The 23,597-nt window shown below is 50.5% G+C and carries 22 protein-coding genes; 3 read left to right on the forward strand and 19 right to left on the reverse strand.

Annotated features, from left to right (window positions below; genetic code table 11):
• Positions 1 to 145 precede the first annotated feature (145 nt).
• The 3 genes from H8J70_RS05355 to H8J70_RS05365 are packed head-to-tail and all read right to left on the reverse strand — an operon-like array spanning position 146 to position 3,123.
• Positions 146 to 1,552 (reverse strand): MBL fold metallo-hydrolase, encoded by a 1,407-nt coding sequence (locus H8J70_RS05355; RefSeq protein ID WP_186502831.1) that lies wholly within the window; start codon positions 1,550 to 1,552, stop codon positions 146 to 148.
• Between the two features lie 13 nt (positions 1,553 to 1,565).
• Positions 1,566 to 2,138 (reverse strand): nuclear transport factor 2 family protein, encoded by a 573-nt coding sequence (locus H8J70_RS05360; protein WP_222433591.1) that lies wholly within the window; start codon positions 2,136 to 2,138, stop codon positions 1,566 to 1,568.
• A 13-nt stretch (positions 2,139 to 2,151) separates the two neighbouring features.
• A complete protein-coding gene (locus H8J70_RS05365; protein ID WP_186502832.1) occupies positions 2,152 to 3,123 on the reverse strand; it encodes an alpha/beta hydrolase in 972 nt (323 codons plus the stop codon).
• 301 nt (positions 3,124 to 3,424) lie between these two features.
• Here H8J70_RS05365 and H8J70_RS05370 point away from each other — a divergent pair, with 301 nt between their 5' ends.
• Positions 3,425 to 3,583 carry a hypothetical protein gene (locus tag H8J70_RS05370; RefSeq protein WP_186502833.1) on the forward strand — a complete coding sequence of 53 codons (159 nt, stop codon included), beginning with the start codon at positions 3,425 to 3,427 and terminating at the stop codon, positions 3,581 to 3,583.
• 34 nt (positions 3,584 to 3,617) lie between these two features.
• Positions 3,618 to 3,800: a hypothetical protein gene (locus H8J70_RS05375; RefSeq protein ID WP_186502834.1), complete on the forward strand. Its 183-nt coding sequence runs from the start codon at positions 3,618 to 3,620 to the stop codon at positions 3,798 to 3,800.
• Between the two features lie 44 nt (positions 3,801 to 3,844).
• On the opposite strand, the gene H8J70_RS05380 is transcribed toward H8J70_RS05375, so the two are convergent.
• The 13 genes from H8J70_RS05380 to H8J70_RS05440 form a co-directional block, all read right to left on the reverse strand.
• Complete coding sequence (locus tag H8J70_RS05380) at positions 3,845 to 4,252, reverse strand: arsenate reductase/protein-tyrosine-phosphatase family protein (RefSeq protein ID WP_186502835.1); 408 nt, start codon at positions 4,250 to 4,252, stop codon at positions 3,845 to 3,847.
• A gap of 94 nt (positions 4,253 to 4,346) precedes the next feature.
• Positions 4,347 to 5,636 (reverse strand): amidohydrolase, encoded by a 1,290-nt coding sequence (locus H8J70_RS05385; RefSeq protein ID WP_186502836.1) that lies wholly within the window; start codon positions 5,634 to 5,636, stop codon positions 4,347 to 4,349.
• A gap of 12 nt (positions 5,637 to 5,648) precedes the next feature.
• The gene (locus tag H8J70_RS05390; protein ID WP_186502837.1) at positions 5,649 to 6,890 is read right to left on the reverse strand and encodes an adenosylhomocysteinase; all 1,242 of its coding nucleotides are present in this window, start codon (positions 6,888 to 6,890) and stop codon (positions 5,649 to 5,651) included.
• Positions 6,891 to 6,893: 3 nt separating this feature from the next.
• On the reverse strand, positions 6,894 to 7,955 hold the full coding sequence (gene mtnA, locus H8J70_RS05395) for an S-methyl-5-thioribose-1-phosphate isomerase (RefSeq protein WP_186502838.1): 1,062 nt from the start codon (positions 7,953 to 7,955) through the stop codon (positions 6,894 to 6,896).
• A complete protein-coding gene (mtnP, locus tag H8J70_RS05400) occupies positions 7,955 to 8,749 on the reverse strand; it encodes an S-methyl-5'-thioadenosine phosphorylase (protein WP_186502839.1) in 795 nt (264 codons plus the stop codon). Before mtnP ends, mtnA begins: the two co-directional genes overlap by 1 nt.
• A gap of 15 nt (positions 8,750 to 8,764) precedes the next feature.
• Positions 8,765 to 9,649 (reverse strand): Hsp33 family molecular chaperone HslO, encoded by an 885-nt coding sequence (gene hslO, locus H8J70_RS05405; protein ID WP_186502840.1) that lies wholly within the window; start codon positions 9,647 to 9,649, stop codon positions 8,765 to 8,767.
• A 170-nt stretch (positions 9,650 to 9,819) separates the two neighbouring features.
• Entirely contained in the window at positions 9,820 to 10,101 is a 282-nt protein-coding gene (locus H8J70_RS05410) for a thioredoxin domain-containing protein (protein WP_186502841.1), read from the reverse strand.
• A 675-nt stretch (positions 10,102 to 10,776) separates the two neighbouring features.
• Entirely contained in the window at positions 10,777 to 11,397 is a 621-nt protein-coding gene (locus tag H8J70_RS05415) for an undecaprenyl-diphosphatase (protein ID WP_186502842.1), read from the reverse strand.
• Between the two features lie 15 nt (positions 11,398 to 11,412).
• Positions 11,413 to 11,988 carry a class I SAM-dependent methyltransferase gene (locus H8J70_RS05420; RefSeq protein ID WP_222433592.1) on the reverse strand — a complete coding sequence of 192 codons (576 nt, stop codon included), beginning with the start codon at positions 11,986 to 11,988 and terminating at the stop codon, positions 11,413 to 11,415.
• A gap of 323 nt (positions 11,989 to 12,311) precedes the next feature.
• Positions 12,312 to 13,772, reverse strand: a complete 1,461-nt coding sequence (locus H8J70_RS05425) for a nicotinate phosphoribosyltransferase (RefSeq protein ID WP_186502844.1) — start codon at positions 13,770 to 13,772, stop codon at positions 12,312 to 12,314.
• 3 nt (positions 13,773 to 13,775) lie between these two features.
• Positions 13,776 to 14,330 carry a hypothetical protein gene (locus H8J70_RS05430; protein WP_186502845.1) on the reverse strand — a complete coding sequence of 185 codons (555 nt, stop codon included), beginning with the start codon at positions 14,328 to 14,330 and terminating at the stop codon, positions 13,776 to 13,778.
• Positions 14,327 to 15,157, reverse strand: coding sequence for an SIR2 family NAD-dependent protein deacylase (locus tag H8J70_RS05435; RefSeq protein WP_222433593.1), 831 nt, complete (start codon positions 15,155 to 15,157; stop codon positions 14,327 to 14,329). Before H8J70_RS05435 ends, H8J70_RS05430 begins: the two co-directional genes overlap by 4 nt.
• Before the next feature lie 12 nt (positions 15,158 to 15,169).
• The gene (locus H8J70_RS05440; RefSeq protein ID WP_186502846.1) at positions 15,170 to 16,147 is read right to left on the reverse strand and encodes an SIR2 family NAD-dependent protein deacylase; all 978 of its coding nucleotides are present in this window, start codon (positions 16,145 to 16,147) and stop codon (positions 15,170 to 15,172) included.
• Positions 16,148 to 16,266: 119 nt separating this feature from the next.
• Here H8J70_RS05440 and H8J70_RS05445 point away from each other — a divergent pair, with 119 nt between their 5' ends.
• Positions 16,267 to 16,722, forward strand: coding sequence for an Rrf2 family transcriptional regulator (locus tag H8J70_RS05445; RefSeq protein WP_186502847.1), 456 nt, complete (start codon positions 16,267 to 16,269; stop codon positions 16,720 to 16,722).
• Positions 16,723 to 16,899: 177 nt separating this feature from the next.
• On the opposite strand, the gene H8J70_RS05450 is transcribed toward H8J70_RS05445, so the two are convergent.
• The 3 genes from H8J70_RS05450 to H8J70_RS05460 form a co-directional block, all read right to left on the reverse strand.
• The gene (locus H8J70_RS05450) at positions 16,900 to 18,063 is read right to left on the reverse strand and encodes an iron-containing alcohol dehydrogenase (protein WP_186502848.1); all 1,164 of its coding nucleotides are present in this window, start codon (positions 18,061 to 18,063) and stop codon (positions 16,900 to 16,902) included.
• 232 nt (positions 18,064 to 18,295) lie between these two features.
• Complete coding sequence (locus tag H8J70_RS05455) at positions 18,296 to 19,510, reverse strand: MFS transporter (protein ID WP_186502849.1); 1,215 nt, start codon at positions 19,508 to 19,510, stop codon at positions 18,296 to 18,298.
• Positions 19,511 to 20,067: 557 nt separating this feature from the next.
• Positions 20,068 to 23,553, reverse strand: a complete 3,486-nt coding sequence (locus H8J70_RS05460; protein ID WP_186502850.1) for a hypothetical protein — start codon at positions 23,551 to 23,553, stop codon at positions 20,068 to 20,070.
• Positions 23,554 to 23,597 lie beyond the last annotated feature (44 nt).

Below are 23,597 nucleotides of genomic sequence, written 5' to 3' on the forward strand. Positions count from 1 at the left end.
GCACTCATCTCCTCTTCTGTCTCAGAACTAAAAGGTGTGCCATGCTCCTACAAAAGGTATGCAGAGAAGCATAGCAGGGACACGACTTTTCTTTATTTCACATTTTAGCATATCATTCGTGACCAGCAAGTCCCCTTGTGGAGTTCTACTGTTTCGGATAGGCTCTGGCCTGGGGATTCAGGTAGCCTTTGATAATCTTGGGCGGATTGGCTTCGGCGTCTTTGGCGTAGAGGTATTTCGGGTTGATAGCAACGCTATTGGGATCGACGCGGTAGTCGCCATAGGCGAACATGGTCGTGGAGCCGTAGGTCGATTCCGGCGGTCTGATGGAAGGAACCAAGGCGCTTTCGCCTTTGTCCAGGGCATTTTTCACGGTGGCGATTACATTATCCAGATATTTCATATCTAAGGGTAAAGGATTATGGCCTGTGAAAATGCGTTTAGCCCGGCCGTTTACTTTTTTCCTTAGGTCAACAAGCGCCGTGTAATAGCGGTCCAAAGAGCATTCGATGCCAACATCGTCAAGGAGTCCCGAATTAGGGCCAATGGGGTCGTTACTGCCCAGCGAGTCCGATGTGTACAAATCGCCGGTCTTGGGATCCAGGAGGACCATGCTGCCTACGGTATGACCCGGTACAGCATAGGCGGTCAGTACGGTATTGCCTAAATCAAAGGTGTCCCCTTCTTTAGGATCGAGCGTACCTTGCGGAATCTTGTCACCAAACCAGCTGAGGTCCTTGTGCGGAACATAGACGCGGATGTGTTTGTCTAAGAAGTTTTGTGTCTGCGCTGCATGATCGCCGTGGCCATGGAGAGAAATAACATCAAAGGGGAGGCCACCTGTGAGCTTTTCTATGAGAGAATACAAATCTCCTTTTGAATCGAGACCGCTATCAATCAGCAAGGCCCGTTTGGAGCCCACTACGAGGAACATGTTTACACGGGCGTAATCGGAGATCCGGATCAGAGCCGGCGTGTCCGGTGCAGCCTCGCGGAGGACTTCATAGCTGAAGTATCCCGGCTGGTTGACGACGAAATTGTATCGTAGCGTGGCTACGTCGCTGGGTGCGGCGCCTGCCGATAAGGCAATAGCTTTGACGACGACAGTCTTTTCTGTCTGTCTCGTATTATTGGCGCCGGCGCCAAATTCCAGGATGGGGATGGCGCCCTTTGCAGGATCAAAGACGGGGCTGTCTTTTGTAGGCTCACTGCCGTCGAGAGTATAGTGGATGACTGCGTTGGGCGTGGCTGAGCCTAAACGGATATGGCTAAAGCTGATTTCGTACGTCCCAGGCATAGGATAGGCACCGGGCATGGCCGTCTTGGGAAGAGCCGCCGGATCCGGCACGTTGGTCTTTGCCAGGCCGGCCTGACCTGGTATAGCGGCGGTTAGTCCCTGACCGGCCGTAGTGCTTCTAGCTGTCCCTACAGTCTGCTGCGCAGCCCCTGCTACCTGCGTAGTTGCAGCATGGGCAGGTACAGGCTGGCCAAAGAGCACCAGTGCTGCGACAAAACCGGCCGCTAGGATTCCCAGATTTCTTGATTTTCTCATACATATTCTCCCCCTATTTTTGTAAATCGCTGTATTCTGTCCAGACGAAATCGGCCTTTCGCTTCTGAATCAGCCATTTTCCGTCCTGTTTGACGTATTCGTCATGGTAGCGCACGCCGCCGGAGCGTTTGACCTGCTTGCCATTTTGTGTGCTGATCAGTACGACGTAGCAATAGCTCGTGCCGGTTGCCGTATTGCCTTTGATGTCTACGACCTGCTGGCCGTTGATGTGGTAGACGACGTCCTGGGTCTTGAGAAAATCGTCAAAGGCTTTGCCGATGTTTTCCCGGCCTTTCAGGGAGGTCATGAGCTTGCCATCGGAGTAGTTTTCTACGACGGCATCCTTGGTGAAAAGCGGTTCCTGGGCAATGCCATCCTTCTGATCGGCCAAGATAGAAAAGGTATCGACCAGTTCCTTCAGGGCGATTTTATCGGCTACGAGGCTGCCAGCTTCTTTCTGTGTCTGGACCGCTGCAGCATTTGCTACGGGTACAGTGGCAGCATGGGCCGGGGCAGGCTGCCCTAAAAATACTACGACGGTGGCTAAGCTTGCGGCGACGATGCCTATATGCTTCATGTGTTTCATGTATGATTCCTCCTTATTTTTTATTCTTCAAATTTGTATTCAGAAAACCCAAAATCACCTGTTCAACCTCCGGCTGCACCCAGTACTGGTCGGAATGACCGGCTCCTTCTACGACATAACGCGTAGCAGGAATCCCTCTTTTTTGTAACGCATTATATAGGAGTTCAGTCTGGCTGGGCGAAACAACCTGGTCGTGATCCCCATGCATGAGCAGAAACGGCGGTGTTTTTGGTGAAATATAGGTCACGGGATTGGCTGCTTTTACGTTTTCCGGATGGTCCTGGACGCTGCCGCCACCTTTAGCAGAAAAGGATGTACCGTTGATGAATAAGGCTTGCAGCGCTGCCGGTGATTCATGGCGCTTTTGCTCTTCCTTCGGAAAATCTGCAGCTACCTTGCTGAGATCTGACAGGCCATAAATGTCAATGGCGGCCTGGACGTCGCTGCTCTGGTCCAGATTATCGCCCTTGTCAAAGTCCCTATCGCCGTTCGTCGTCCCTACCATAGCGGCCAGATAGCCCCCGGCGGACTCGCCCATAACGGCAATACGCTCTGGGTCGATGTTGAATTCATCAGCATGGGCCCGCAAATAGCGGATGGCTGCTTTGACATCAACGACAGGATCCGGAAAAATACCGTTAGGAATGACACGGTATTCTACGCTGGCCACGAAATAGCCCGCTTCTGCCAGATGCACACGCTGCTGCAGGTAGTTTTCTTTTGGCGAAGCCACGAAGCCACCGCCGGTGACAAATACGACGGCCGGCATTTTCTGCTGTAATTGTGGCTGCAGGATGTCCATCTTTAGGAAGGTCTTCGGCCAAGCGAAATACTGGGCGTAGGTAACGTCTGAAATGGCCCGAACCTGAGGCCGGGTAATGCCGAATTTCAGATGCTGGCTGGGAGCCGCTGCGCCTGCAGGAGCTACCATGCCGGTCCCCCATACCAGTATGGTGGCTATTGCACAAACCAATATTTTCCTCATCTATCACCTCTCCTTTCACATATCCTTACGCCTCTATTTTACCTTTTTTCAGAAGTAGTACGGTATATCATTTCTCTCATGTCTCTTGCCTATTCCTATCATTCTATTAACCAAAGGCTCCTCATTTCAACGCTAGGATACGTTAGCAGTTTCTATAATGCCTTATTCACGGAACCACAAGCAAAGTTTTTTTAGCTCCATCTATTAGTTATTCGTTTTGCTATTTTTTGCTTCTTTATGTTACTATAATCACATATAAAAAATGCTTTTTTTACATGCCAAAAAGGAGCAAACGAAAGAAATGGAAGAAAAGAAAACCATTGTCATCGTCCGCATTCCTACGCAGCTGCACGAAAAATTCGTCACCCTGGCGACGAATAAAGGCCAGGTTCCGTCCACTGTGTTAGAACGGCTCATTCGTGAATACATCATCAACGAATCGGCCCTAGGCGAACCATGACGCCCCCAAATCGATGAGAAAAAGGAGCGAGCAAATGGATAACGAGGAAAAGGTAGTCGTCTTAAACATGCGTGTCCCCCGCAGCGTAAAAGAACAATTTACGGAAATCGTAAATCGCAAGGGGCAAAAACAAAACTTCGTCTTGCAGCAACTGGTCAAGCGCTACATCCGGGAAGAACAGCAAAAGCTGGCCAACAGTACAGATGAACTCTATTGAAGGATAAAAAACATCCCAGCCTGCATGAGGCTGGGATGTTTTTGTTAGGTCTGGTTATATTTTTTCTTTAAGACACTGATATGCCTCACAAGGGCATCGATGACGGCCAGATAGTCAGCGTCAGGTTTGCCCGTCGGATCAGGAAGGTTCCAATCTTCCCGCCAGGCAGCCGGTACATATGGGCACTGGACACCACAGCCCATAGTGACGACGCCGTCGATATGGCCGGGCAGGTCCGTGAGTGCTTTGCTGTACTGCCCTTCTGCTATCATGTCGATGCTGTAGCGATCTTTAAGAATCCGGCAGGCGTCCTTGTCGATGGCCCCAGACGGATGGGTACCGGCAGAAACACTGATCCAGGTGTCAGCTGCGAGGTGGCGGGACAAAGCTTCAGCCAGTTGGCTGCGACAGGAATTATGCGTGCAAACAAAGGCAATGAGTGGTTTATTCACTGATTTCCGGGTTCCTTTCTGTTGCGTTGTTTATGAAGCTAAAACCGAACCGTGTCCTAGTGACAGTGGTTCGGTTTTAGCATGTATCAAGTGTTTAGAGGGACGCAAAGAGCTTATTCTTCGTCCGTTCTGCTTCGTGTTTGATTTTTTCTATATCTATGGTCGTAAATTCCTTATTTCTCAGGAGAATCTTGCCGTTGACCAGGACAGTATCGACATCGAAGCTGTTAGCTGCATAGGCCAGAAGGGACATCTGGTCGTTTCGGGGATACCAGTGCAGTCCAGAACGGTCGATAAGGGTAATATCGGCTTTATAGCCCGTTTCCAGACGGCCAATATCCGTGTAGCCCAGAGCCTTGGCGCCACCTTCAGTGAGCATGTTGACAGCCGTTTCAGCAGGAATGACCAGTGGATCAAGCGTATTGGCTTTATGGATGAGGGCTGCCAGGTGCATTTCTTCCATAATGTCCAGGTTGTTGTTGCTCGATGCGCCATCCGTGCCGAGGCCGACAGTGATGCCTTTTTCCAGCATCTTGCCAATAGGAGCGATGCCGCTGGCGAGCTTCAGGTTACTGCCCGGATTGTGGGCCACGCGGACGTGCTTGCGGGCCATAATATCCAAATCATCAGCATCGACCCAGACACAATGTGCTGCCAGGCAGCCCGTATCGAAGAGGCCCAGTTCATCAAACCAGGCGATCGGCGATTTACCATATTTTTTGCGGCATTCTTCTACTTCACCCTTCGTTTCTGAAAGATGCGTGTGGATTTCGGCACCCAGTTCTTTGGCCAAGGCGACGACACGCTGCAAATAGGCAGCCGTGTTCGTATAAGGAGCGTGCGGCCCCAGCATGACCGTAATCCGGCCATCCCCCTTTTTATGCCAATCGAGGAAAAGCTGGCGGTTTTCCTTGAGTGCTGTTTCAGCACTGGGCGTAATGCCTGTCATGCCCCGGGAGAGGCAGGCGCGGATCCCCGATTCCGCTACAGCACGGGCTGTGTCGTCCATGAAGAAATACATGTCGGCAAAGCTCGTCGTACCACAACGAATCATTTCGGCAATACCCAGCATAGTTTGGTTATAGACGACGTCACTGTCCAGGTGATCTTCAGCCGGCCAGATTTTCGTCTGCAGCCAGTCCATGAGGTTCATGTCGTCAGCGTAGCTGCGGAAGACTGTCATGGCAATATGGTTGTGTGTATTGACGAAGCCTGGCGTGGCCAGCATGCCGTGGCCGTCGAGGGTTTCGTCATAGACCCGGTCCAGGAGGTCTTTATCAGTAGGAAAACCGCTGATGCGGTCGTCTGTAATTTCAATGTTCTGGTGTTCTTTAATGACGTGGTCCTGATAGAGGCCTACGTTTTTGATAATCGTCTTCTTCACGCGACGGCCTCCTTAGTCGAGATTCAGGTATTGACGCTGTTCTTCGCTCAACGTATCGATATGGTAGCCCATGGATTCCAGTTTAATCTTGGCGATTTCCGTATCGATTTCGTGAGGCAGGACATAGACGTGGTTCCCCAATTCAGCGTGATGGTCGAGAATATATTTGGCAGCCAGAGCCTGTACGGCAAAGGAAAGGTCCATAATTTCTGCCGGATGGCCATCGCCGGCAGCGAGGTTAACCAAGCGGCCTTCAGCCAGGAGGTTCAAGATGCGGCCATCAGCCAGTTCATAGCCTTCAATATTGTGACGGGCTTCGAAATGGCGTACAGCCAGATCGTTCAGGTCGTTTTTATTGATTTCTACGTCGAAATGACCGGCATTGGCCAAGATGACGCCGTCGTGCATCTTTTCCAGATGTTCCTTGCGGATGACGTCTTTGTCGCCTGTAAGGGTAACAAAAATATCGCCCACTTTGGCAGCTTCTTCCATGGTCATGACTTCAAAACCGTCGAAAACAGCTTCAATAGCCTTAATGGGGTCTACTTCCGTAACGATGACGTGGGCGCCCAAGCCTTTCGCCCGCATAGCACAGCCGCGGCCGCACCAGCCATAGCCGGCAATGACAACGCGTTTGCCTACGACCGTGAGGTTCGTCGTACGCATAATACCGTCCCATGTGGACTGGCCTGTGCCATAGCGGTTATCAAAGAGGTATTTGCAGTACGAATCGTTCGCTGCAATCATAGGGAATTTTAATTTCCCTGCTTTATCGAGACCATGCAAACGGTTGACACCGGTTGTCGTTTCTTCCGTGCCACCCAGGAGGTGTTCCATGGCATCGGCCCGTGTCGTGTGCAAGAGGTTTACCTGGTCGCCGCCGTCATCGATGATAATGTCCGGATGATGATCGAGTGCTTTATTGAGATAGCCAAAGTATTCTTCATCTGTGCAGGCATGAGTTGCATAGACCGTCAGGCCATCTTCGACGAGGGCCGCAGCCACGTCATCCTGCGTAGACAAGGGGTTGCTGCCCGTTACGATGACCTTGGCACCGGCACGGTGCAATACTTCGGCCAAATAAGCCGTTTTTGCTTCGAGATGAACGCTTACGGCAACGGTTTTGCCTTTAAACGTCTGGTCAGCCTTTAATGTATCACCAATGGCGTTCAAGGCCGGCATATAATGATTGACCCAGCTGATTTTTTCGTGGCCGCTCTTGGCCAGTTTGATATCGCGGATGATTGATTCCATAAACTATATACCCTCTTTTCTAAAAAATTCATGCAGAACCTGGCTGTCCGGATGGTGCAGGACGCCATGCTCCGTCACGATAGCTGTAATATATTCGTGCGGCGTCACATCGAAAGCCGGATTGAAGACAGAAATCTCCGGCAAGGCCGTAGCGAGACCACCGCACTGCCGCACTTCGTCGGCTGCCCGTTCCTCAATAGGAATCCCTGTCCCATCCTCCAAGGTTCGGTCGAAGGTGGAAACAGGTGCGGCGACGTAAAAGGGAATCCCGTGAGCAGCTGCCAGCAAGGCTACGCCATAGGTGCCAATCTTGTTGGCCGTATCACCATTGGCAGCAATGCGGTCAGCACCGACGATAACTGCATCAATGCCTTTGGTCTTCATAGTCCACGCAGCCATATTATCCGTAATGAGTGTTACGGGAATGCCATCAGCCGCCAGTTCTGTCGTCGTCAGGCGGGCTCCCTGCAATAGGGGCCGCGTTTCATCGGCGTATACCATGCGCACCAGCCCCTGCGCATGCAGGGCCCGGACGACGCCTAAGGCAGTACCAAAAGCAGCGGTAGCCAAGGCGCCGGCGTTGCAGTGCGTAAGGATCGTCAACGGCCGGCCCAGCTGTGCCAGCTCGGCAGCGCCAAATTGGCCCATACGGCGGTTAATCTCCCTGTCAGCCTCATCAATGCGCATCGCTTCTGCTTCCAGTCGTCCAACGACGGCAGTGCAGCTGTCTGTTTTTAAGGCCGCAGCCGCTACATCACGCATACGTGCCAGGGCCCAGTGCAAATTGACTGCCGTTGGCCGCGTTCCTTCCAGAGCGTCACAAACAGCCAGGAAGCGGTCACCAAAAGCAGCGGCGTCCGTCGTTTCCCCGGCAATTTTCTGCGCCCCCAGGACCGCACCATAGGTAGCGGCCACGCCAATAGCAGGCGCGCCCCGTACAGCCAGGCAGCGAATAGCGTCGGCTACGGCGGGCCAGCGCGTGCACGTCAGGTACGTTTCCGTCAGGGGCAGCTGCGTCTGGTCGAGCAAATATAACGTATGATCTTGCCAGCGTAGGGTCTCCATCAGATTGTAAAGCCTCCGTATTCCTTCAAGGTATGACGGCACATGCAATCCCGGTCGTCATACAGTTCTACTGTGTGCAAAATGAGGCGGCGCAGCCGTTCGGCATTTTGCTCCATCTGCTCGACGACTTCCTTGTGTTCCATAGGACGCTTTGTAATACCGGCGGCATAGTTCGTCACGATGGAAATGGTGGCGTAGCACATCTCCGCTTCTCGCGCCAGACAAACTTCTGGCACGCAGGTCATGCCAACGACATCGCCGCCGAGCATGCCAAACATGCGGATTTCTGTCGGCGTTTCAAAGCGTGGTCCTTCTGTACAGACGTAGGTCCCCGTTGGGTGCACATCGTAGCCCAATTCACTCGCCGATTCGAGGACGGCTTCACGCAAGGTCGGACAAAAGGGCTCCGTCATGTCTACGTGCACGACGCCGTTAATACCGCCGTCAAAGAACGAACCGTGCCGGGAATGACTCGTAAAATCGATAAACTGATTCGGCAGGACAAAATCGTTAGGCTGGTCGTCCGGATTGATAGCGCCTACAGCCGTCGTCGAAAGGATGGCCGAAACACCCAATTTCTTCAGGCCCAAGATATTAGCCCGGTAATTGATGAGATGGGGCGGAATGGAATGGTATTTCCCATGTCGTGCCAAAAAGATGACGTTTTTTCCCTTATACGTTCCGCGCGTGAAGCGGATCGTACCATAGAAGTTTTCCATTTGTCCACTCGTCACATGGGACAACATTTTGGGGTCACAAAGGCCTGTACCACCGATAATGGCAATATCCCCCATGGATCATCACTCCTTTTACTTTTCCTTTTTCTTAAAAAGTTCCACCAGCTCATCGTGGCTGATGACATACTTACTGTTACAGTAATGGCAGGTCATTTCAACCTGCGGATCGTTGAGGAGCTCTGCCTTATCTGCTTCCTGTAAGGATAACAGCACATTTTCAATGCGTTCCTTCGAACACGTGCAGCGCCACGACAAAGGCATGCGGTACAGCTCGTGGAAATGCATATCACCGTAAATGAGGCTGGCCAGCTCTTCTGCGTCCTGGTGTTCATGCAGGTACGACGTAATCGGACCGATAGCGGCAATATTTTTCTCTACCCGTACCAAATCTTCATCCTTTGCACCGGGCAGGGCCTGAACAAGGAAACCGCCTGATGCGGCAATGGAGTAATCGCGGTCTACGAGAACACCTAAGCTGATCGTCGAAGGAACCTGTTCGGATGTAAGGAGATAATAAGCTAAATCTTCAGCAATTTCGCCAGAAACAATATCCGACTGGCTCGTATACGTCATTTCCTGAGGCGTAAAGCGCGTGACCGACACTTGGCCATCACGGCCTACAGCTGTACCGACATCGAGCTTGCCATTTTCCTTGAGTGGCAAATCGACAATCGGATTATCGACATAGCCCCGCAAATACTGAGAATCGAAACAATCGGCATGAACCACACCCAACGGACCGCCACCGCTAAAGCGCAAGGACACGCCTTCATGACTCTTATAGTCGCCTGCCAAAAGAGCCGCCCCGGTCATGGTCCGGCCTAATGCTGCAGCTGCTACAGGCGACAAATTGTGGCACTCCCGCGCTTTCTGCGTAATTCCCCGCGTCACAGCCACGGAAACACGGATCAATTCATCTGCTGTATAGTGAATAATTTTATCATTTGTAGTTGCCATATAGGGTATCCTTTCTAATTCAAAAAGCTCTTTTTATTATACTATTTCACTATAGATTCTACAAGATATACCACGCCAGCTAAGGCACACTGTAGCGACTCCGGCGCGGAAGAAATATAATCAAAAAAAGACCGCCAGCGCTTATACGCCAACGGTCTTGTACTCGTATATCAAGCCTTCAAAGCAGCATCAAACGTCGCCTTTACATGAGCCTTGATTTCATCGTAGCTCTGTCCAGGCTGTGCTTCATACAACTTTTCCTGGCCAATAAACAGAGACGGCACATAATAATAAGAAAACTGCTTAGAAATTTCCGGATGCTCCGTTTCTTCATACCATTCAACAGGAACCTTCCCATATTCCGGATTTTCCTTGATCAATTCTTCTATCGACAACCGCGCATTCTTGCAATACGGGCAGCCATTTAAATATAAGCCAATAATCTTCTGCATTGTTATCGCCTCCAATTACCTATATTATCAACTAAAAATTATTATTTGTCAATCCTAAGTCTTCTCCAACTTTAGCGAAAGGGCCCGCAAGGTGCTTGAGGTTGAAGACAAAAACCACAAGTGAACAGCCTCAGCCCCTGCGACTCGTGCTTCCGTCATTATGGCTCCCTGCGTTTCCTAACCTTACCATAAACCAGCAGTATAATCCCCAGTCCTACGCTCCCAATCATCACCACAGGCCAAACATGCAAGGTAAGCACAGAATTGAACTGAAATAGGCGGGATACATACATAATACTCACGCACACACTGGCAATTTCCCAAAAACACAGGCTTCGCACAACGCCCAAGGCCCGCAAGGCATACGTCAATACCAAGAGGCAAGGCACGATAATGATACAGCCTCCCATAGCCCAGGCAAAAAAAGAAAAAAGCCCTAAGGGACTCGTCAAAAACGCGAGTGGCGCAGATACACATACGACTGAAATAAGGGCACAAAAAATAATCGTCCCTGCAATAAACCGAAGTGCTCTCACTATCTCTCCTCCCAACTATACGATATGCTATATTATATCAAAGAAACTGATGTATTCCAACCATTCCCCCTTACAAAAAAATGGCAGATCAAGACAAAATATGTCCTAACCTGCCAAGTCTGATTTCAGAGACAAACATTCACCAATGGAGAGCCCGCAGGCCCGGAATGGTAAATTCAATTTTTTCATAAATACGTACGATAAAAGCTGCCGGTTTCATCAGAATCACTCTGCCTTTGTAGACGACTGTCATGGCCGCAATGCCTATGAATGCACCACCGGTGATATCTAGGGGATAATGGGCACCGACAAAAGGACGGGAAATGCCGACGAGAATGGCAAAGATACCAAAGACGATACCTGTCCTCTTGTCATAGAACCAGGCAGCTGTCGTAATGGCAAAGGCTGCCAAGGCATGATGCGACGGGAAGGATGCATCTGCTCCGTGTGGCAAGAGCATATTTACTAAGTGAACGGTGAAGGGACGGGGACGGAACCAGAGCGTACCGATTACCTGGCCTATAGCCAAGGCGAATACCGTACCGGCAATCGCTAAGATGACGAAAGTACGGTGATCTCTTTGATCTGCTGTACCTGCACGGCCTTTAAACCATAGGTAGACCAGAAATGCCACAAGAATTTCCGGACTGTAGCGGGATAAGCCTTTCATGAGCCAATCCAGTATAGCGTATTGGCCGGCCATATTGTTGATGAGTGTAAAGGCGTGGTAATCCCAAGCGCCCAGTTGTGTCAGAAACATAAGCGTCCCCTCCTCTTATCGACCGAAACGGCACGTATAGACCAAGGCCGGCGGGAAATTCTTGAGCACGTACTTCGTCTCAATAGACGGGAAATAACCGGCCAAGAGAGGCCTCAAAAACGGCGTATACTGAAAGAGGACAAAAACTCCCTCCGGAGAAAGGACCTGCCAAACTTCACGGATGATTTCTTCCCGCAAAGCTTTCGGAAACGAAAGGAATGGCAACCCGGATACAACGCAATCAACATGCTGTAAGCCAGACTGGTGAACCATACGGGTCAGTTCCTCAGCCCGCTCCTCTACAACAAAATCAGGAAACTCCTGCTGCAGGTCATAGCGCATTTGCCAATCCTGCTCCACTAAGATTACACGGCAATCTGCACGCACGCGATCGGCCATAGCCCGCGTAAACGTCCCTGTACCGGAACCCAGCTCGATGACACTTTGCACATGCTGCCAAGGAACCTGGTCAGCCATAGCCTCCACCAGCGCAGCCGAACTGGGCGTAACACTACCGATCTCCGTGGGATGCTCTACAAACTTCCTAAAAAACGTTACTCGTTCCAAAACACCTGCCCGAGTTGCTAGCATACAAATCGCCGCCTTTCTCTAAACTGCTTCAAGATTGATGCTTGTAAGTATGCATCATAAACCTTTCTAAAAGCTAAACAGGAACATAACTTTTTCTTAGCTTTATCCCAGCTTGGAGGTGAAAGATAAAAAACGGCAACAACGTATCCGCAAATCTCACTCTTTGTTTCCTCTTCTAATAAGAAAAATACAAGCCAAATATCAGCTCCTCCTAAAAAGGTTACAAAAAAAGTGCCAGCCTCGGGATACATTGTATCCGAAGCTGGCGCTTTTTTGCTCTCTTTTACCCGAACAGTTTAGTAAAAAAAGGTGGAAGAGCCTTTTTACAGGCTGCCTTGTCCCCGCGTCTGACGCAGAAGGTTCATTTTCATTTCATAATAGGCCGGACTCATATCAAGATAATGGTGGTGAGGATTTTCAAAGCGTTGTTCTTCCGGCCAAATCTCATGACGCAGCTGGTCCTGGACGTACGCCCGTATATCCGAAAGTGCTGGCAGGGTTTGGACGCGTTTGCCTTGTTGGATGTACGTCTGGTGCAATTCTTTTGCTGTGCAATGGCTGAAATGGGACCGTTTCCAAGGCTTTTCCGGATCGACGAAGACGTATTCCGTGCGCACATCCGGCTTTTCGTCGGGATTAGTCAGGAGGTCTGCCCGGGCATGACCGATTGCGTCGTAAATACGCCAGATCTTCTTCCGGCCTGGATTGGTAATCTTTTCGAAGGATTCAGAGAGCTTAATTTTAGGGCGGCACGCTTGTCCGTGATGAACGGCCGTAAGCTTATAGACACCGCCAAAGACGGGGTCGCTCTTGGCAGTAATGAGCCGTTCGCCGACGCCAAAGGAGTCGATGCAGCCGCCCTGATCGAGGAGGGAGCGAATTGTGTATTCGTCGAGACTATTAGAAACGACGATGCGGCAATCTGTCAGGCCGGCATCATCGAGCATACGCCGCGCCTCTTTTGAAAGGTAGGCCAAGTCGCCTGAATCAAGACGGATACCGGCCAAGCGTTTGCCCATGGGCTCCAGAACTTCTTTTGCCACACGGATGGCATTGGGCACGCCCGACGTGAGGACATTGTACGTGTCCACCAGGAGGACTGCCTGATCCGGATAGATTTCGGCAAAGTGCTTGAATGCGGTATACTCGTCGTCGAAATACATGACCCAGCTGTGGGCCATAGTACCACTTACGGGAATGCCAAAAAGCTGGCCTGCCAAGACCGTAGCCGTACTGTTGACGCCACCGATATACGCCGCCCGTGCACCGTAGACAGCAGCATCCATATTATGTGCCCGTCTGGCACCAAAATCCGAAACAGCCCGTCCCTTGGCAGCCTGGACAATGCGGCGCGCCTTCGTCGCAATGAGGGACTGGTGATTAATCTGGGCCAGAATAGCCGTTTCTACAAGCTGGGCTTCAATGAGCGGTGCATTGATGGTCACCAATGGCTCGTTTGGGTAAACAATAGTACCCTCCGGCATGGCCGTTACTGTACCGGTAAAGCGGAAGTGAGCCAGCCATTCGAGGAATTTCTCGTCGTAAAGACGAAGAGACCGCAAATAGTCAATATCCTCCGGGCCAAAGTGCAACCCTTCTAAATAATCCAAGACCTGCTCTAATCCGGCAAAGATAGCAAAGCCTCCGCCATCCGGATTTTTCCGATAGAATACATCAAAGGTAACAGGATCATAAATATCGGCCGTGTGAAAATAGCCGTTGGCCATAGTCATTTCATAGAGATCCATGACCATGGAAAGATTGCGTGTGTCCATCTGCTTCATCGTTTATCCCTCCTCAAGACCGTCTGTCCAGACGGCATGGGCATAATCATAGAGCTGACGCGCTGCTTCACTGCGCAAATAACGCACATCCAGGCCATCTGGCCCGAGGCGGAAGCGGTCCAGCGCATCGGCATCCTTAAAGGCTTGGTACACGAGCCCTGCATGCGGCGAAGCAGCGTGCTCACGTATGACGGCCAGGCCTTCCTCGTCAGCGTGATCGTGCCAAGCCATCACATCATAAGCTAGGCGGTAAAAGGGCAAGGCCTCGGCTTGGCAGGCCTGCCGGTAGTATTCAGCAGCCCGTTTCCCATGGCCAACGTCGAGCCAATCATCGTGACGCCGCGAATCATGATACACAGCAGCGTGACAGAGGCTCGTCGTTTCCGCTTCAGTCAATTTCAGCTTCCTTGCCAAGATGAGGGCATACAAGAGCACCCGCTCGCAGTGGGCCTTCGTGTGGATGACACTGGCACCATGGGAAAAATCTACGTGCTCATGCATATACGTCTTCCAGTACACATAGTCCTCCCGGATGGAAGCGGGAATTACCTGTCTCATAGGCACGTCACCAGCTCATGGACTACCGGTTCCAAATACCCATCCAGACCGTAGGCCCGGTCTTTAATATCCGGCGTAATGAAAATTTCGCCCAAATTAATCGTGATATACGTAGCCTGCGCTTCTGCCGCCGTAAGCCGCATGAGCGGTGCCTTGATAAGCTGGTTATTTTTGCCAATTCCCAATTCTAAAATAACCAGGTTTTTGCCGTGGTATTGCGTGAGGAAATCCTGGAACCGCCGTCCTGCTTCGTGGTCTGGCAAAAAGTTCTGATCCAAGCACAGGTGTACTGCCATAGGACCGCCGCAATGTGGGCATTTTGGCACCATATCTGCAGGGATGCGGCCATCCTGTTCTGCATCCGCCATCTTCCCTGCCAGGTCTGACCAAGGATATAATCCGGCATGGCAGGCATGAGCACATTGCAAAGCGAGCCACGTTCCTTCAATTTCATAAATTTTTTCTTTAGCAAAACCACTCTTCTCAAAGTGCTCTTCCCCATTCGACGTAACGATGAAATACTCCTTGTCCCCTACGAGCGCTTTCAAATCATGCATGACCGGCGTAGGCTGGTACTCATTACAATAATGCTGCACAATGCGGCTCCAAAACGCCCACTTCACTTCTTCCTCAGGCCAGCGGGCACCCATGCCCTGCAAGAGAGACCGCAAGCCATACCGGGACTTGAAGTCACCTAAGAGATCCTGCAGCGCCTGGTTATCAGCAAAGAGATGAATCCCTTCCGTAATGGAAAGGCCATTGCTGGCACCGATGAGAATGGCGTCGGCCGCTTTGATTTTTTCTGCAATTTCCTGATACATTGCCATTCCTATACCTCCTTAATTCGTCTTCCTGTTGACCATGGCATCCGCTGCATCATGGAGCACTTCCGCTAAATCACCGTGGATGACAAAGCCTTTATCTTCAATATCCTTCGGCAAGAAAGCATAGCGGTCGTTTACCGACACGTAGTACGCCTGGGGCAAATTGAGCGTCAGGTTCCAGAACGGTTCCTGAATAAACATAGGCGTCAAGCGGCCCACACCGAGTTCGAGGAAGAGAATCTTCGCATCTGCGTGTGCCTGGACATACTGGGAAATTTTGGCATACTCTTCTTCATACTTCGTTCCTTGGAGATAATTGCCATAGCCCCGGACCCACGGGAACGCTTCACCGCCGCAATGGGGACAACGGGGAATCATATCACTGGGAATAGAAAGGTTATCGTCTGTCGCTTTGATAATTTCTTCAATAGGCTGTAAGGCATCCCACGTATCATCACAGCAAGGACGGGCGCACTGGAAAAAGCGATGGTCCCCTTGAATTTCACTAACCTTGGCTTCCGGATACAGCTTGATAAACTGCGTGTCCTGATTCGTCGTCAGAATATGAAAATCCTTATCCCTGATGAGAACATCCAAATCCTTATAAGGCTGACGGACCGGCGCATGCTGCGTCGTATACAGGAACGTCGCCAAGTAAGCCCAGAATTCTTCTCGCGTGGCATAGGGATACTGCATGCCATTAAAAGCACCGGCAAAGCCATACTTCTTGGCAAACTTGCCGAAATACTGACGGAACGACGGCGAATCCTCATAATAGAAATCACCACCGCCGGCAGCGGAAAGTCCCGAAGCACCCCCGACAATTACACAATCTGCCGTATTGATCTTCTCAATCAAAGCAGCAATCTGCTCCTTATACGGAGCACAAGGCTTGTCGCTCAATTCATAAGGTGTACGGCCCATCATATACAGGCGATAATATTTGTTGTAATTCATCTGCGTTTTCATGACAAGATCTTCGTAAAAGCTCATGGCTATATCCTCTTTTCTTTGCTGTACATTTATTTCTAACATCAAATACAGTGTAACACCGTCTTGTATCTTCGTCAACAGGATGTTAAAATAAAATCAACAGCAAGGAGGAAATTCCCATGAAATACTCAACCAAAGTCAGCGACGCCGTCCACATTCTGGCCTTCATCAATTTGAATCCGGACCTGCCCCTCACGAGTGAACGCATTGCCATCAGCGTCCAAACCAACGCCAGCTACGTCCGGCAGCTCATGTCTACACTGCGCAAAGCCGGTCTCCTGCGTAGCATCAAAGGCCACGCCAAACCAGAACTGGCAAAAGAACCAACGGAGATCACCTTATTAGACGTCTACCGCGCCGTCGAAGGCCGCAAGCCCCTGCTCCACCTGGACACCCACACTAACCCCAACTGCGGCGTAGGCGTCCACATTCAAGAAGCACTCCAGGACTCCTTCGACCAAGTTCAAAATCGGGCCGAAGAAGAAATGGCCCACATTACACTGCAAAATGTCCTAGATGAATATGAAAAGCGAATTCAGAGACTAGAACATCCCGTAAAGCCAGCAAAAAAATAAAGGCTTTTTCCAAAATCGGGAAAAGCACTGCGAGGCGGGGATCGTGGTTGATTTTATAGAGGTTGATTCTGTTAACTTATTTGCACACACAAAAACAGGGCCTAAGGAAATAGCAAAAGCATTTCCCTAGGCCCTGGCCACATTCTATCCCAATAAAAGATAAAGTTAAAATCTTCCCTATCCCTTGCATTCCATCAACACATCCAGAAGTTCTTCCGTTGTGAATTTCTTGCAGCAGTTGGGCGTGAGAACCGTACTTTGAGCAATAGCCTTATAATCTACGTCATTGGAAATCCCCATTTCAGCAAAGGTGGTTGGCAAAGTTGCTTCTTTAATGAAAGCTGCCAAAGATTGAACAAACGCTTCGGCAAGTTCTGCCTGGCTCTTTCCAGAGGGATCAACTCCCCAGACATTGACAGCCAAACGAGCGAACTGCTCTTCCCCTTCCGTGAGCATATGACGATACAAAACAGGATGGATAACCGCCAAGCCTTGGCCATGGTTGCAATCCGTATAAGCACCGAGTTGATGTTCCAGCATATGAGCCTGGAAATCCGTAGCCTTGCCGATTTTTAGAATACCATTTTCCGCCATGGCTGCCGCCCAGATAAGTTCGCTACGGGCCTGCACATCCTGGGGATTTGCCAGAGTAGCCCGTACATGGGCGATAATATTGCGCTGACACGCTTCGTTAATTTCATCGGACAAATTGCTTGTCCGCGGTTTTCCCATATACGTTTCCATACAATGACTGAGCGAATCGAAAGCCCCGGAAAAAACTTGCTTCAAGGGCATCGTCATCGTATAAAGCGGATCAAGAATAGCAAAATCATAAAAAGCTCCCCATAAGGCTCCTTTGATTTTCTTTTCCGCATGCGTAATGACGGCACCATTATTCATTTCAGAGCCAGTGCCAAAAGCCGTAACGACAGCACCCATAGGAATAAATTCCGCAGGCTGCTTCTTTTCACCATACTCAAAACTCCACAGGTCCGTCGTTAGCTTAGCCTGAGCCGAAACCACCTTGCAGCAGTCCAGGACAGATCCACCACCAACAGCCAAGATAAAATCAACACCTTCTGCCTTAGCTAGCGCTGCCCCTTCCTGAACCTTGGCATACGTTGGATTAGACATAATACCGGAAAACTCAACAATCCGTTTCCCAGCAGCCTGCAAGACACTAAGAAGCTCATCATAAATCCCGTTCCGCTTAATAGAGCCACCACCATACGCCAACATGACCGTCTGCCCAACCTTAGATAACTCTGCCGGCAAATGCTTAGCCGCGGCTTTTTCACCAAATAAAACCTTTGTAGGATAGCTATAGACAAACTCGTTCATAACGGCATTTCCCCCTTACATTCAATATATGCTTAATTACTTTTACTTTTCATACACTATTATAGTCATTAGGCAAACGCACATCAATTCGAATTTCGGGAGAATACAATAATGAAATCTAATTTTCCTGACGTACTTTCTCTAAGATTTGAGAAAGCGCTGCGTACCAGGCTGGTACAATAACTTCATACGGGCATTGCAGCCGTACTACTATTTGATTGAAGGATATCCATCATTTTCGAATAGAATAGCTGGCAGCGGCAGCTATAGCACAAAGGATAATATCGGCTAACCAAATCATATCGTACGAACCAGTTTGCGTGTAAAGAATTCCGCCCAGCCAGGAACTGATGAAACCACCCGTTTGGTGGCAAACAAAGGTCAGGCCAAAGAGAAAGGCCATAGATGCAGCGCCAAAGCGGTTACTAATGATTTGTGATGTCGGTGTCACCGTGGCATCACCGGTCATGCCCAGGAGGAGGGCAAAAAGAGCCAGCCAGATTGTCGTCTGCGGCACAAGAAAAATGAATACGCCTACAGTGACGACGCGCAAGGCATAGAGCGTCCCCAAGACGGTGCGGAGCGGGAAGCGCAGACACAGTACTCCGCAGAGGATAGAGCCTAAAATGGAGGTAATGCCAAAACCCGTGTAGATCATGGCAGCTGTAGCGCCAGGAATGCCCAAGGATTCCATTTGTGGGACTAAATGGGTCTGAATAATGACCATGTGAAAGCCGCACGTACTGAAGCCAATGAGGAGTGCCTTGTAATCCCAAGTCCGCCAAGCCCGTTTCAGGTTTTCTGCAATGCTGATTCTGCCTTCTCCTGCTGTCGTTTCAGCAGCTACGCTAATGCCGGCTTTTTTCTGCAGACCACAGAGCCACCAAACGACAGGAAACAAACAGGCCATAGCGCCGCCCAGAATAAAAAGGCCCTCCTGAATGCCAACAGCGCTATTGAGGCCTTGCATGACTGGCGATAAAATAGCACTGCCGATACCGCTTGAGGCATTGAGAATACCAGAAACAGCCGAAGCCCGCTTAGGTCCAAGGATGGGAGAAATCGTACCCATGACGAGACCAAAGCTGAGAGCACCCGTACCGGAGGCCAGAATAATGCCCAAGTATAACGTGAGCGACGAAACACTATGTGCCAAAGGCGTCAGGATTAAGCCTGCAGCCATGAGGAGAACACCGCACAAGAGAACCAGGCGATTTCCTTTCCGTAGTGCAAATGCGCCCCACAAAGGCTGGGTCAGACCATACATGAGCTGTGCAATGCCAAAGGAAAAGCCAGCATCAGCATAGCTAATCCCGGACAGAGCCGTCAGTGGCTTAATCACGATCCCATAAATCCCCCGCACACCCGCACCATAGCCAAAAAGCAGACACGCCGCCACGACTATGAGCAAGATTTCCTGACGCCCTTGCATCGTTTTTGTTTCCATTAAAAGCCCCTCCCAATCCACACTAAAACCACTTCGTGCGTCGTCGTTTTCTAGCTAAAACTACTCTTTTTGATGTATGTACATCATATTATCAATCCCCCTATTCCCTGTCAATACAATTCATATTACACAAAAATGCACTGAGTGAAACAGGCTTCGGTCAGATAACCACCAAAACGAACCGCCGCAGGCTTTCTCCGAGACCGGAGAAAATGCCGTGAAAAAGCTCATAGAGGTTGAATCCACAAAATGCACGGTTAATAGGCTTCGGTCAGATGACCACTAAAATGAACCGCCGCAGGCTTTCTCCGAGACTGAAGAAAATACCGTGAAAAAACTCATAGAGGTTGAATCCACAAAATGCACGGTTAATAAGCTTCGGTCAGATGACCACTAAAATGAACCGCCGCAGGCTTTCTCCGAGACCGGAGAAAGTCCCGCGAAGCGGGGATAGAGGCTGATTCCAAAAGTTAAATCTGACACAAAAATAGGACCCAAGGAACCGCTTTTGTAGTTTCCTTGGGTCCTGCTTTTTGTATCTCTATCAGCGGGTAGTATCAAAAGGCTCTGCCAATAGTAAGGGTATAATCAATCCCTTTCTTCATGCCTACCCAGCCTCTAAGTTTGACGTCGGCATTCCAGGGATTGTCTTTGTGACTTTGGCTGGACCAGCCCAGTTCCAGGAAGCCCGCGTCGCCCTTGCCATCTTTTTCAGGGAGGTCGAAGTTGTTGTACGTGGCTCGGGCCGTGCCGTCGAATTCGTGGTCCCAGCCCAGGCCTAGGTAATAGGTTTGGTTTTCCTGGTAATGCTTCGTCCAGCGGAAGCCGATGCGGCTGCGGACGGAGTCGGTGCTGTCAAATTGGTATTGGGCCTTACCCAGATCGCTGTAGATGTCTACGTTGTCGCTAAAGAGGTGAGACCAGAAGAGTTTCGTGTAGATATCGTAGTCGTTATCCTTATGGGTATAGAGTTTGCCCAGCCCTAGTTGGGCTGCGATGTAGTTCGTGTCCGTGTCGTAGCTGATGTGGTGCCCGGCGATATCGGCATGGTAGTCCGTATTGAGCTGGCCCGCGCGGAGGACGGCTTCGTAGTGCATGCCGTCGGTGCGGTCGCGACGGACGAGGAAACCAGCGCCGATGTACTGCTGGTTACCATCACCGCGGGCGCCCTGATAGCGTTCGGTGTAGTTGCCGTTGCCGTATTCTAAAAACGGCATGTAGGTGTCGATGTAGTCGTCGTGATAGGACCGTTTGACGAAGCCCAGTTCGCTGTTGAAGCCTTGCGTGTTGGTGGTCGAGTCCGTGTCGTAGCGGAGGTCATTGCCGCCTAAGAGGACGTACGGTGTGTATTTCTTCCAGACCTCGTGGTCTTCCCAGCCGGCATGGCTGCCCATTTCTGCGTTCCACGCAGATATGGCTGTTTCGTAGCCACTGGTAGAAGCCGTGTCTGTGACATCCGTGACGGTGCTGATGGCGCGGTTGCGTTGGGACGTCATGAGCTTGGTGGCCGGGATAAGGGTGCCCTTACTGTCTTCGGGGATGTAGAGGACGACCGTTTCCGGGTCTTGTTTCTTGATGAGGACGTCGTAGCGGACCAGGCCCGGCGTGAGGACGTAATCTTTGTCCGGCATCATGGAATAGGTCGTGTTTTCATCGGTGGTGACGCCGTTGGCGCTGTCGTGGATGAGGTTGATGACTTGACCCGGGCGGATTTGCGTGTTGTTGTAGACGCCGGCTGTGATGTCGGCACCGCTGACGTCGGCATTATTCGTGACTTCGATCATCGTTTCCCCTGCTGTTGTGCCTTCGGGGACGTAGAAGTTGAGGTTTTGGAAATAGTCCAGATTTTCGACTGTATTTCCTTTGGTGTACATATTCAGCGTATTTCCTGTGCTAGCTGTTTTGGTCGGTGTGTAGCCGCCGTAGAGGCTCATCATTTCCCCTAAGGTGCCGCCGGTAACGTTGACCGTGTTGTCTGCGGCGCTGCCACTGTCCGTGTAGCCTGCGGCGATGAGGTTGCCGTTAGCAATAGAGTTGCCTTCTTCATCTACGGCATCTGTCGTGCCGATGGTGCCGCCGCTGATGTTTAACGTGTTGCCTGAGACGTCGCCTGAGGGTGTGGTGCCGGCTACGACAGTTTCTTCCACCGTACCCCCGTTGATGGTGACCGTGTTCTTGTTGGCATTTCCTTCATTGGCAACGAATCCACCGTAAACCTTTTTCGCCATAATACCCTCACCCATGGTGACGCTGTTGCGCAGGGCTTCGCCGGAGGTAGTGTAGCCGCCGTAGATTTCACCTACGTCGACGGAGCCACCAGTGATGGTAACGGTGTTATCATCGGCGGCACCTGAAACATCCCCAAATACGTCACCACCAGCCAGGGCCGGCAGATTCGTGATGGTCGCATCTGTTACAGTCAGCGTATTATGGCTGGCTTCGGTATCAGTTCCATAACCTATAATTGTTCCAGCTGCCAAATTCAAACCATAGTAATACTCCTGCGCCAATTTGGCATAGTCGTTATAGCTGATATTGCCGCCTGTAATGGCCAGTGTATTATAATTGCTTTTTTGAAATGACACAGCAGTGGTTATCTGCCCCATCACATTGTTAATGGTCGTATTGGAGAGTGTCATCGTATTATTTGAAACAATGGGATTTGCATATCCATTACCAGGTTCCGTAGTATCAAAATTCCCTACTATTGCATGGGGATTTGAAATGACAGCATCTTTGATGGTGAGCGTATTATCACTGCTTAGTTTTGAGGAGATTGTGCCCAAAAAGTCCCAGCCTTCGTCGTCAGTGCCGCTCATGGAGCCGCCCGTAATGGTAATATCGTTGCCCGTAGTTTCCCCACCTGTAGCCTCGCTGCCATAAAACGCAGTAAGACCTGTTACAGTGGCATTGGTCATAGTAACCGTGTTATCATTGGCCCCGGTGAGCCCTGTGGCTCCGCCCATAAGCATTTGATTACCGGAAATAGCGGAGTTTTCAACATTCAAAGTATTGCCATTGGCATAGGATACCTTGGCTAAATCATCTGTTATCGCCCCGCCGGCACTGGCTGCACCATCTGAGTTGGGAAATTCCCAAGGGCCACGCTTCGGATTATTCGTGGAGCCTGCATAGAGGAAGCGAACGTTTTCCACGTTGCTCTGGTTTGTAATGGAAAGAATATTGTTTGAGGCCGTACCGCCGCGGGCCACGCCGCCATAAACGCCGTATTGGCCTGCCATTGTATCTGAATATTCGAGCTCGCCAACAGCGCCGACATCTACCGTCGTATTGCTGATGGTGATGGTATTGTTATCGGCACCATTGACACCAAAACCACCTGCAATAGAATTTTCTCCATAGACCAGCTTCTGCTGGTCACCGATGTGCCGGTAAAAATTTCCTAAGGTGACGTCGGAATCTTCGATGGTCACCCTATTGTTGTTAGCCTGTCCTTCTGCTAAGCCGCCTAAAATACTGGTAATGTTTGGACCTACGGTGCTGTCGGAAATATGCACTTCATTCTGCTTAGCCAGACCGCCATAGTATTCTTCGTCGGTCATGGATTTTCCCAAGGTAACGTACAGTTTAAACGTATTGGCGGCACCGCCAACGATAATACCTTCTGCTGCAGGTGCCAATTTGCCTATAGTATCTTCCGGCTTTAGTTGAGAAGAAATCGTTCCTACATTACTGTTATAGACATACACTTTATTGCTTATCGCATCGCTAAGTCCTGATTCGCCGCCATTGATGGTGGACGTGACCTCCGGCTTTACCGAAGAGCCCGGTACGCCAATGGTCACGGTGTTATCAGTAGCTTTGCCCTTCATCGTAAAGGCAGCAAAAATATGATTGGCCGTACCGCTAGGCATGGTAACCGTATTGCCGGATAGGTCCTCATCATATAACGCAGCGCCGACTACCTGGGTATTATCACCTGTGACGACCGTATCGGCCGCCTGGACGGTCAATGGTTGCAGACCTAGGCCACAGACGCTGGCTAAAATCAAACCTGTTACTAGATTTCTACTGTATTTCATACGTATTCCTCCCCGTGAAAAGAAAAACTATATCCACGCTGCCG

This window comes from Megasphaera hominis (assembly GCF_014269395.1).
Taxonomy (GTDB): Bacteria; Bacillota; Negativicutes; order Veillonellales; family Megasphaeraceae; genus Megasphaera; species Megasphaera hominis.

Bases quoted from the DNA above. Each gene is read 5' to 3' on its own strand.
- H8J70_RS05425 (WP_186502844.1), bottom strand. From the start codon at position 13,772: ATGAAGCAGATGGACACACGCAATCTTTCCATGGTCATGGATCTCTAT.
- H8J70_RS05360 (WP_222433591.1), bottom strand. From the start codon at position 2,138: ATGAAACACATGAAGCATATAGGCATCGTCGCCGCAAGCTTAGCCACC.
- H8J70_RS05365 (WP_186502832.1), bottom strand. From the start codon at position 3,123: ATGAGGAAAATATTGGTTTGTGCAATAGCCACCATACTGGTATGGGGG.
- H8J70_RS05410 (WP_186502841.1), bottom strand. From the start codon at position 10,101: ATGCAGAAGATTATTGGCTTATATTTAAATGGCTGCCCGTATTGCAAG.
- H8J70_RS05430 (WP_186502845.1), bottom strand. From the start codon at position 14,330: ATGAGACAGGTAATTCCCGCTTCCATCCGGGAGGACTATGTGTACTGG.
- H8J70_RS05375 (WP_186502834.1), top strand. From the start codon at position 3,618: ATGGATAACGAGGAAAAGGTAGTCGTCTTAAACATGCGTGTCCCCCGC.
- H8J70_RS05390 (WP_186502837.1), bottom strand. From the start codon at position 6,890: ATGGAATCAATCATCCGCGATATCAAACTGGCCAAGAGCGGCCACGAA.
- H8J70_RS05435 (WP_222433593.1), bottom strand. From the start codon at position 15,157: ATGGCAATGTATCAGGAAATTGCAGAAAAAATCAAAGCGGCCGACGCC.
- hslO (WP_186502840.1), bottom strand. From the start codon at position 9,649: ATGGCAACTACAAATGATAAAATTATTCACTATACAGCAGATGAATTG.
- H8J70_RS05440 (WP_186502846.1), bottom strand. From the start codon at position 16,147: ATGAGCTTTTACGAAGATCTTGTCATGAAAACGCAGATGAATTACAAC.
- H8J70_RS05355 (WP_186502831.1), bottom strand. From the start codon at position 1,552: ATGAGAAAATCAAGAAATCTGGGAATCCTAGCGGCCGGTTTTGTCGCA.
- H8J70_RS05460 (WP_186502850.1), bottom strand. From the start codon at position 23,553: ATGAAATACAGTAGAAATCTAGTAACAGGTTTGATTTTAGCCAGCGTC.
- H8J70_RS05445 (WP_186502847.1), top strand. From the start codon at position 16,267: ATGAAATACTCAACCAAAGTCAGCGACGCCGTCCACATTCTGGCCTTC.
- mtnP (WP_186502839.1), bottom strand. From the start codon at position 8,749: ATGGGGGATATTGCCATTATCGGTGGTACAGGCCTTTGTGACCCCAAA.
- mtnA (WP_186502838.1), bottom strand. From the start codon at position 7,955: ATGGAGACCCTACGCTGGCAAGATCATACGTTATATTTGCTCGACCAG.
- H8J70_RS05420 (WP_222433592.1), bottom strand. From the start codon at position 11,988: ATGCTAGCAACTCGGGCAGGTGTTTTGGAACGAGTAACGTTTTTTAGG.
- H8J70_RS05415 (WP_186502842.1), bottom strand. From the start codon at position 11,397: ATGTTTCTGACACAACTGGGCGCTTGGGATTACCACGCCTTTACACTC.
- H8J70_RS05450 (WP_186502848.1), bottom strand. From the start codon at position 18,063: ATGAACGAGTTTGTCTATAGCTATCCTACAAAGGTTTTATTTGGTGAA.
- H8J70_RS05370 (WP_186502833.1), top strand. From the start codon at position 3,425: ATGGAAGAAAAGAAAACCATTGTCATCGTCCGCATTCCTACGCAGCTG.
- H8J70_RS05455 (WP_186502849.1), bottom strand. From the start codon at position 19,510: ATGGAAACAAAAACGATGCAAGGGCGTCAGGAAATCTTGCTCATAGTC.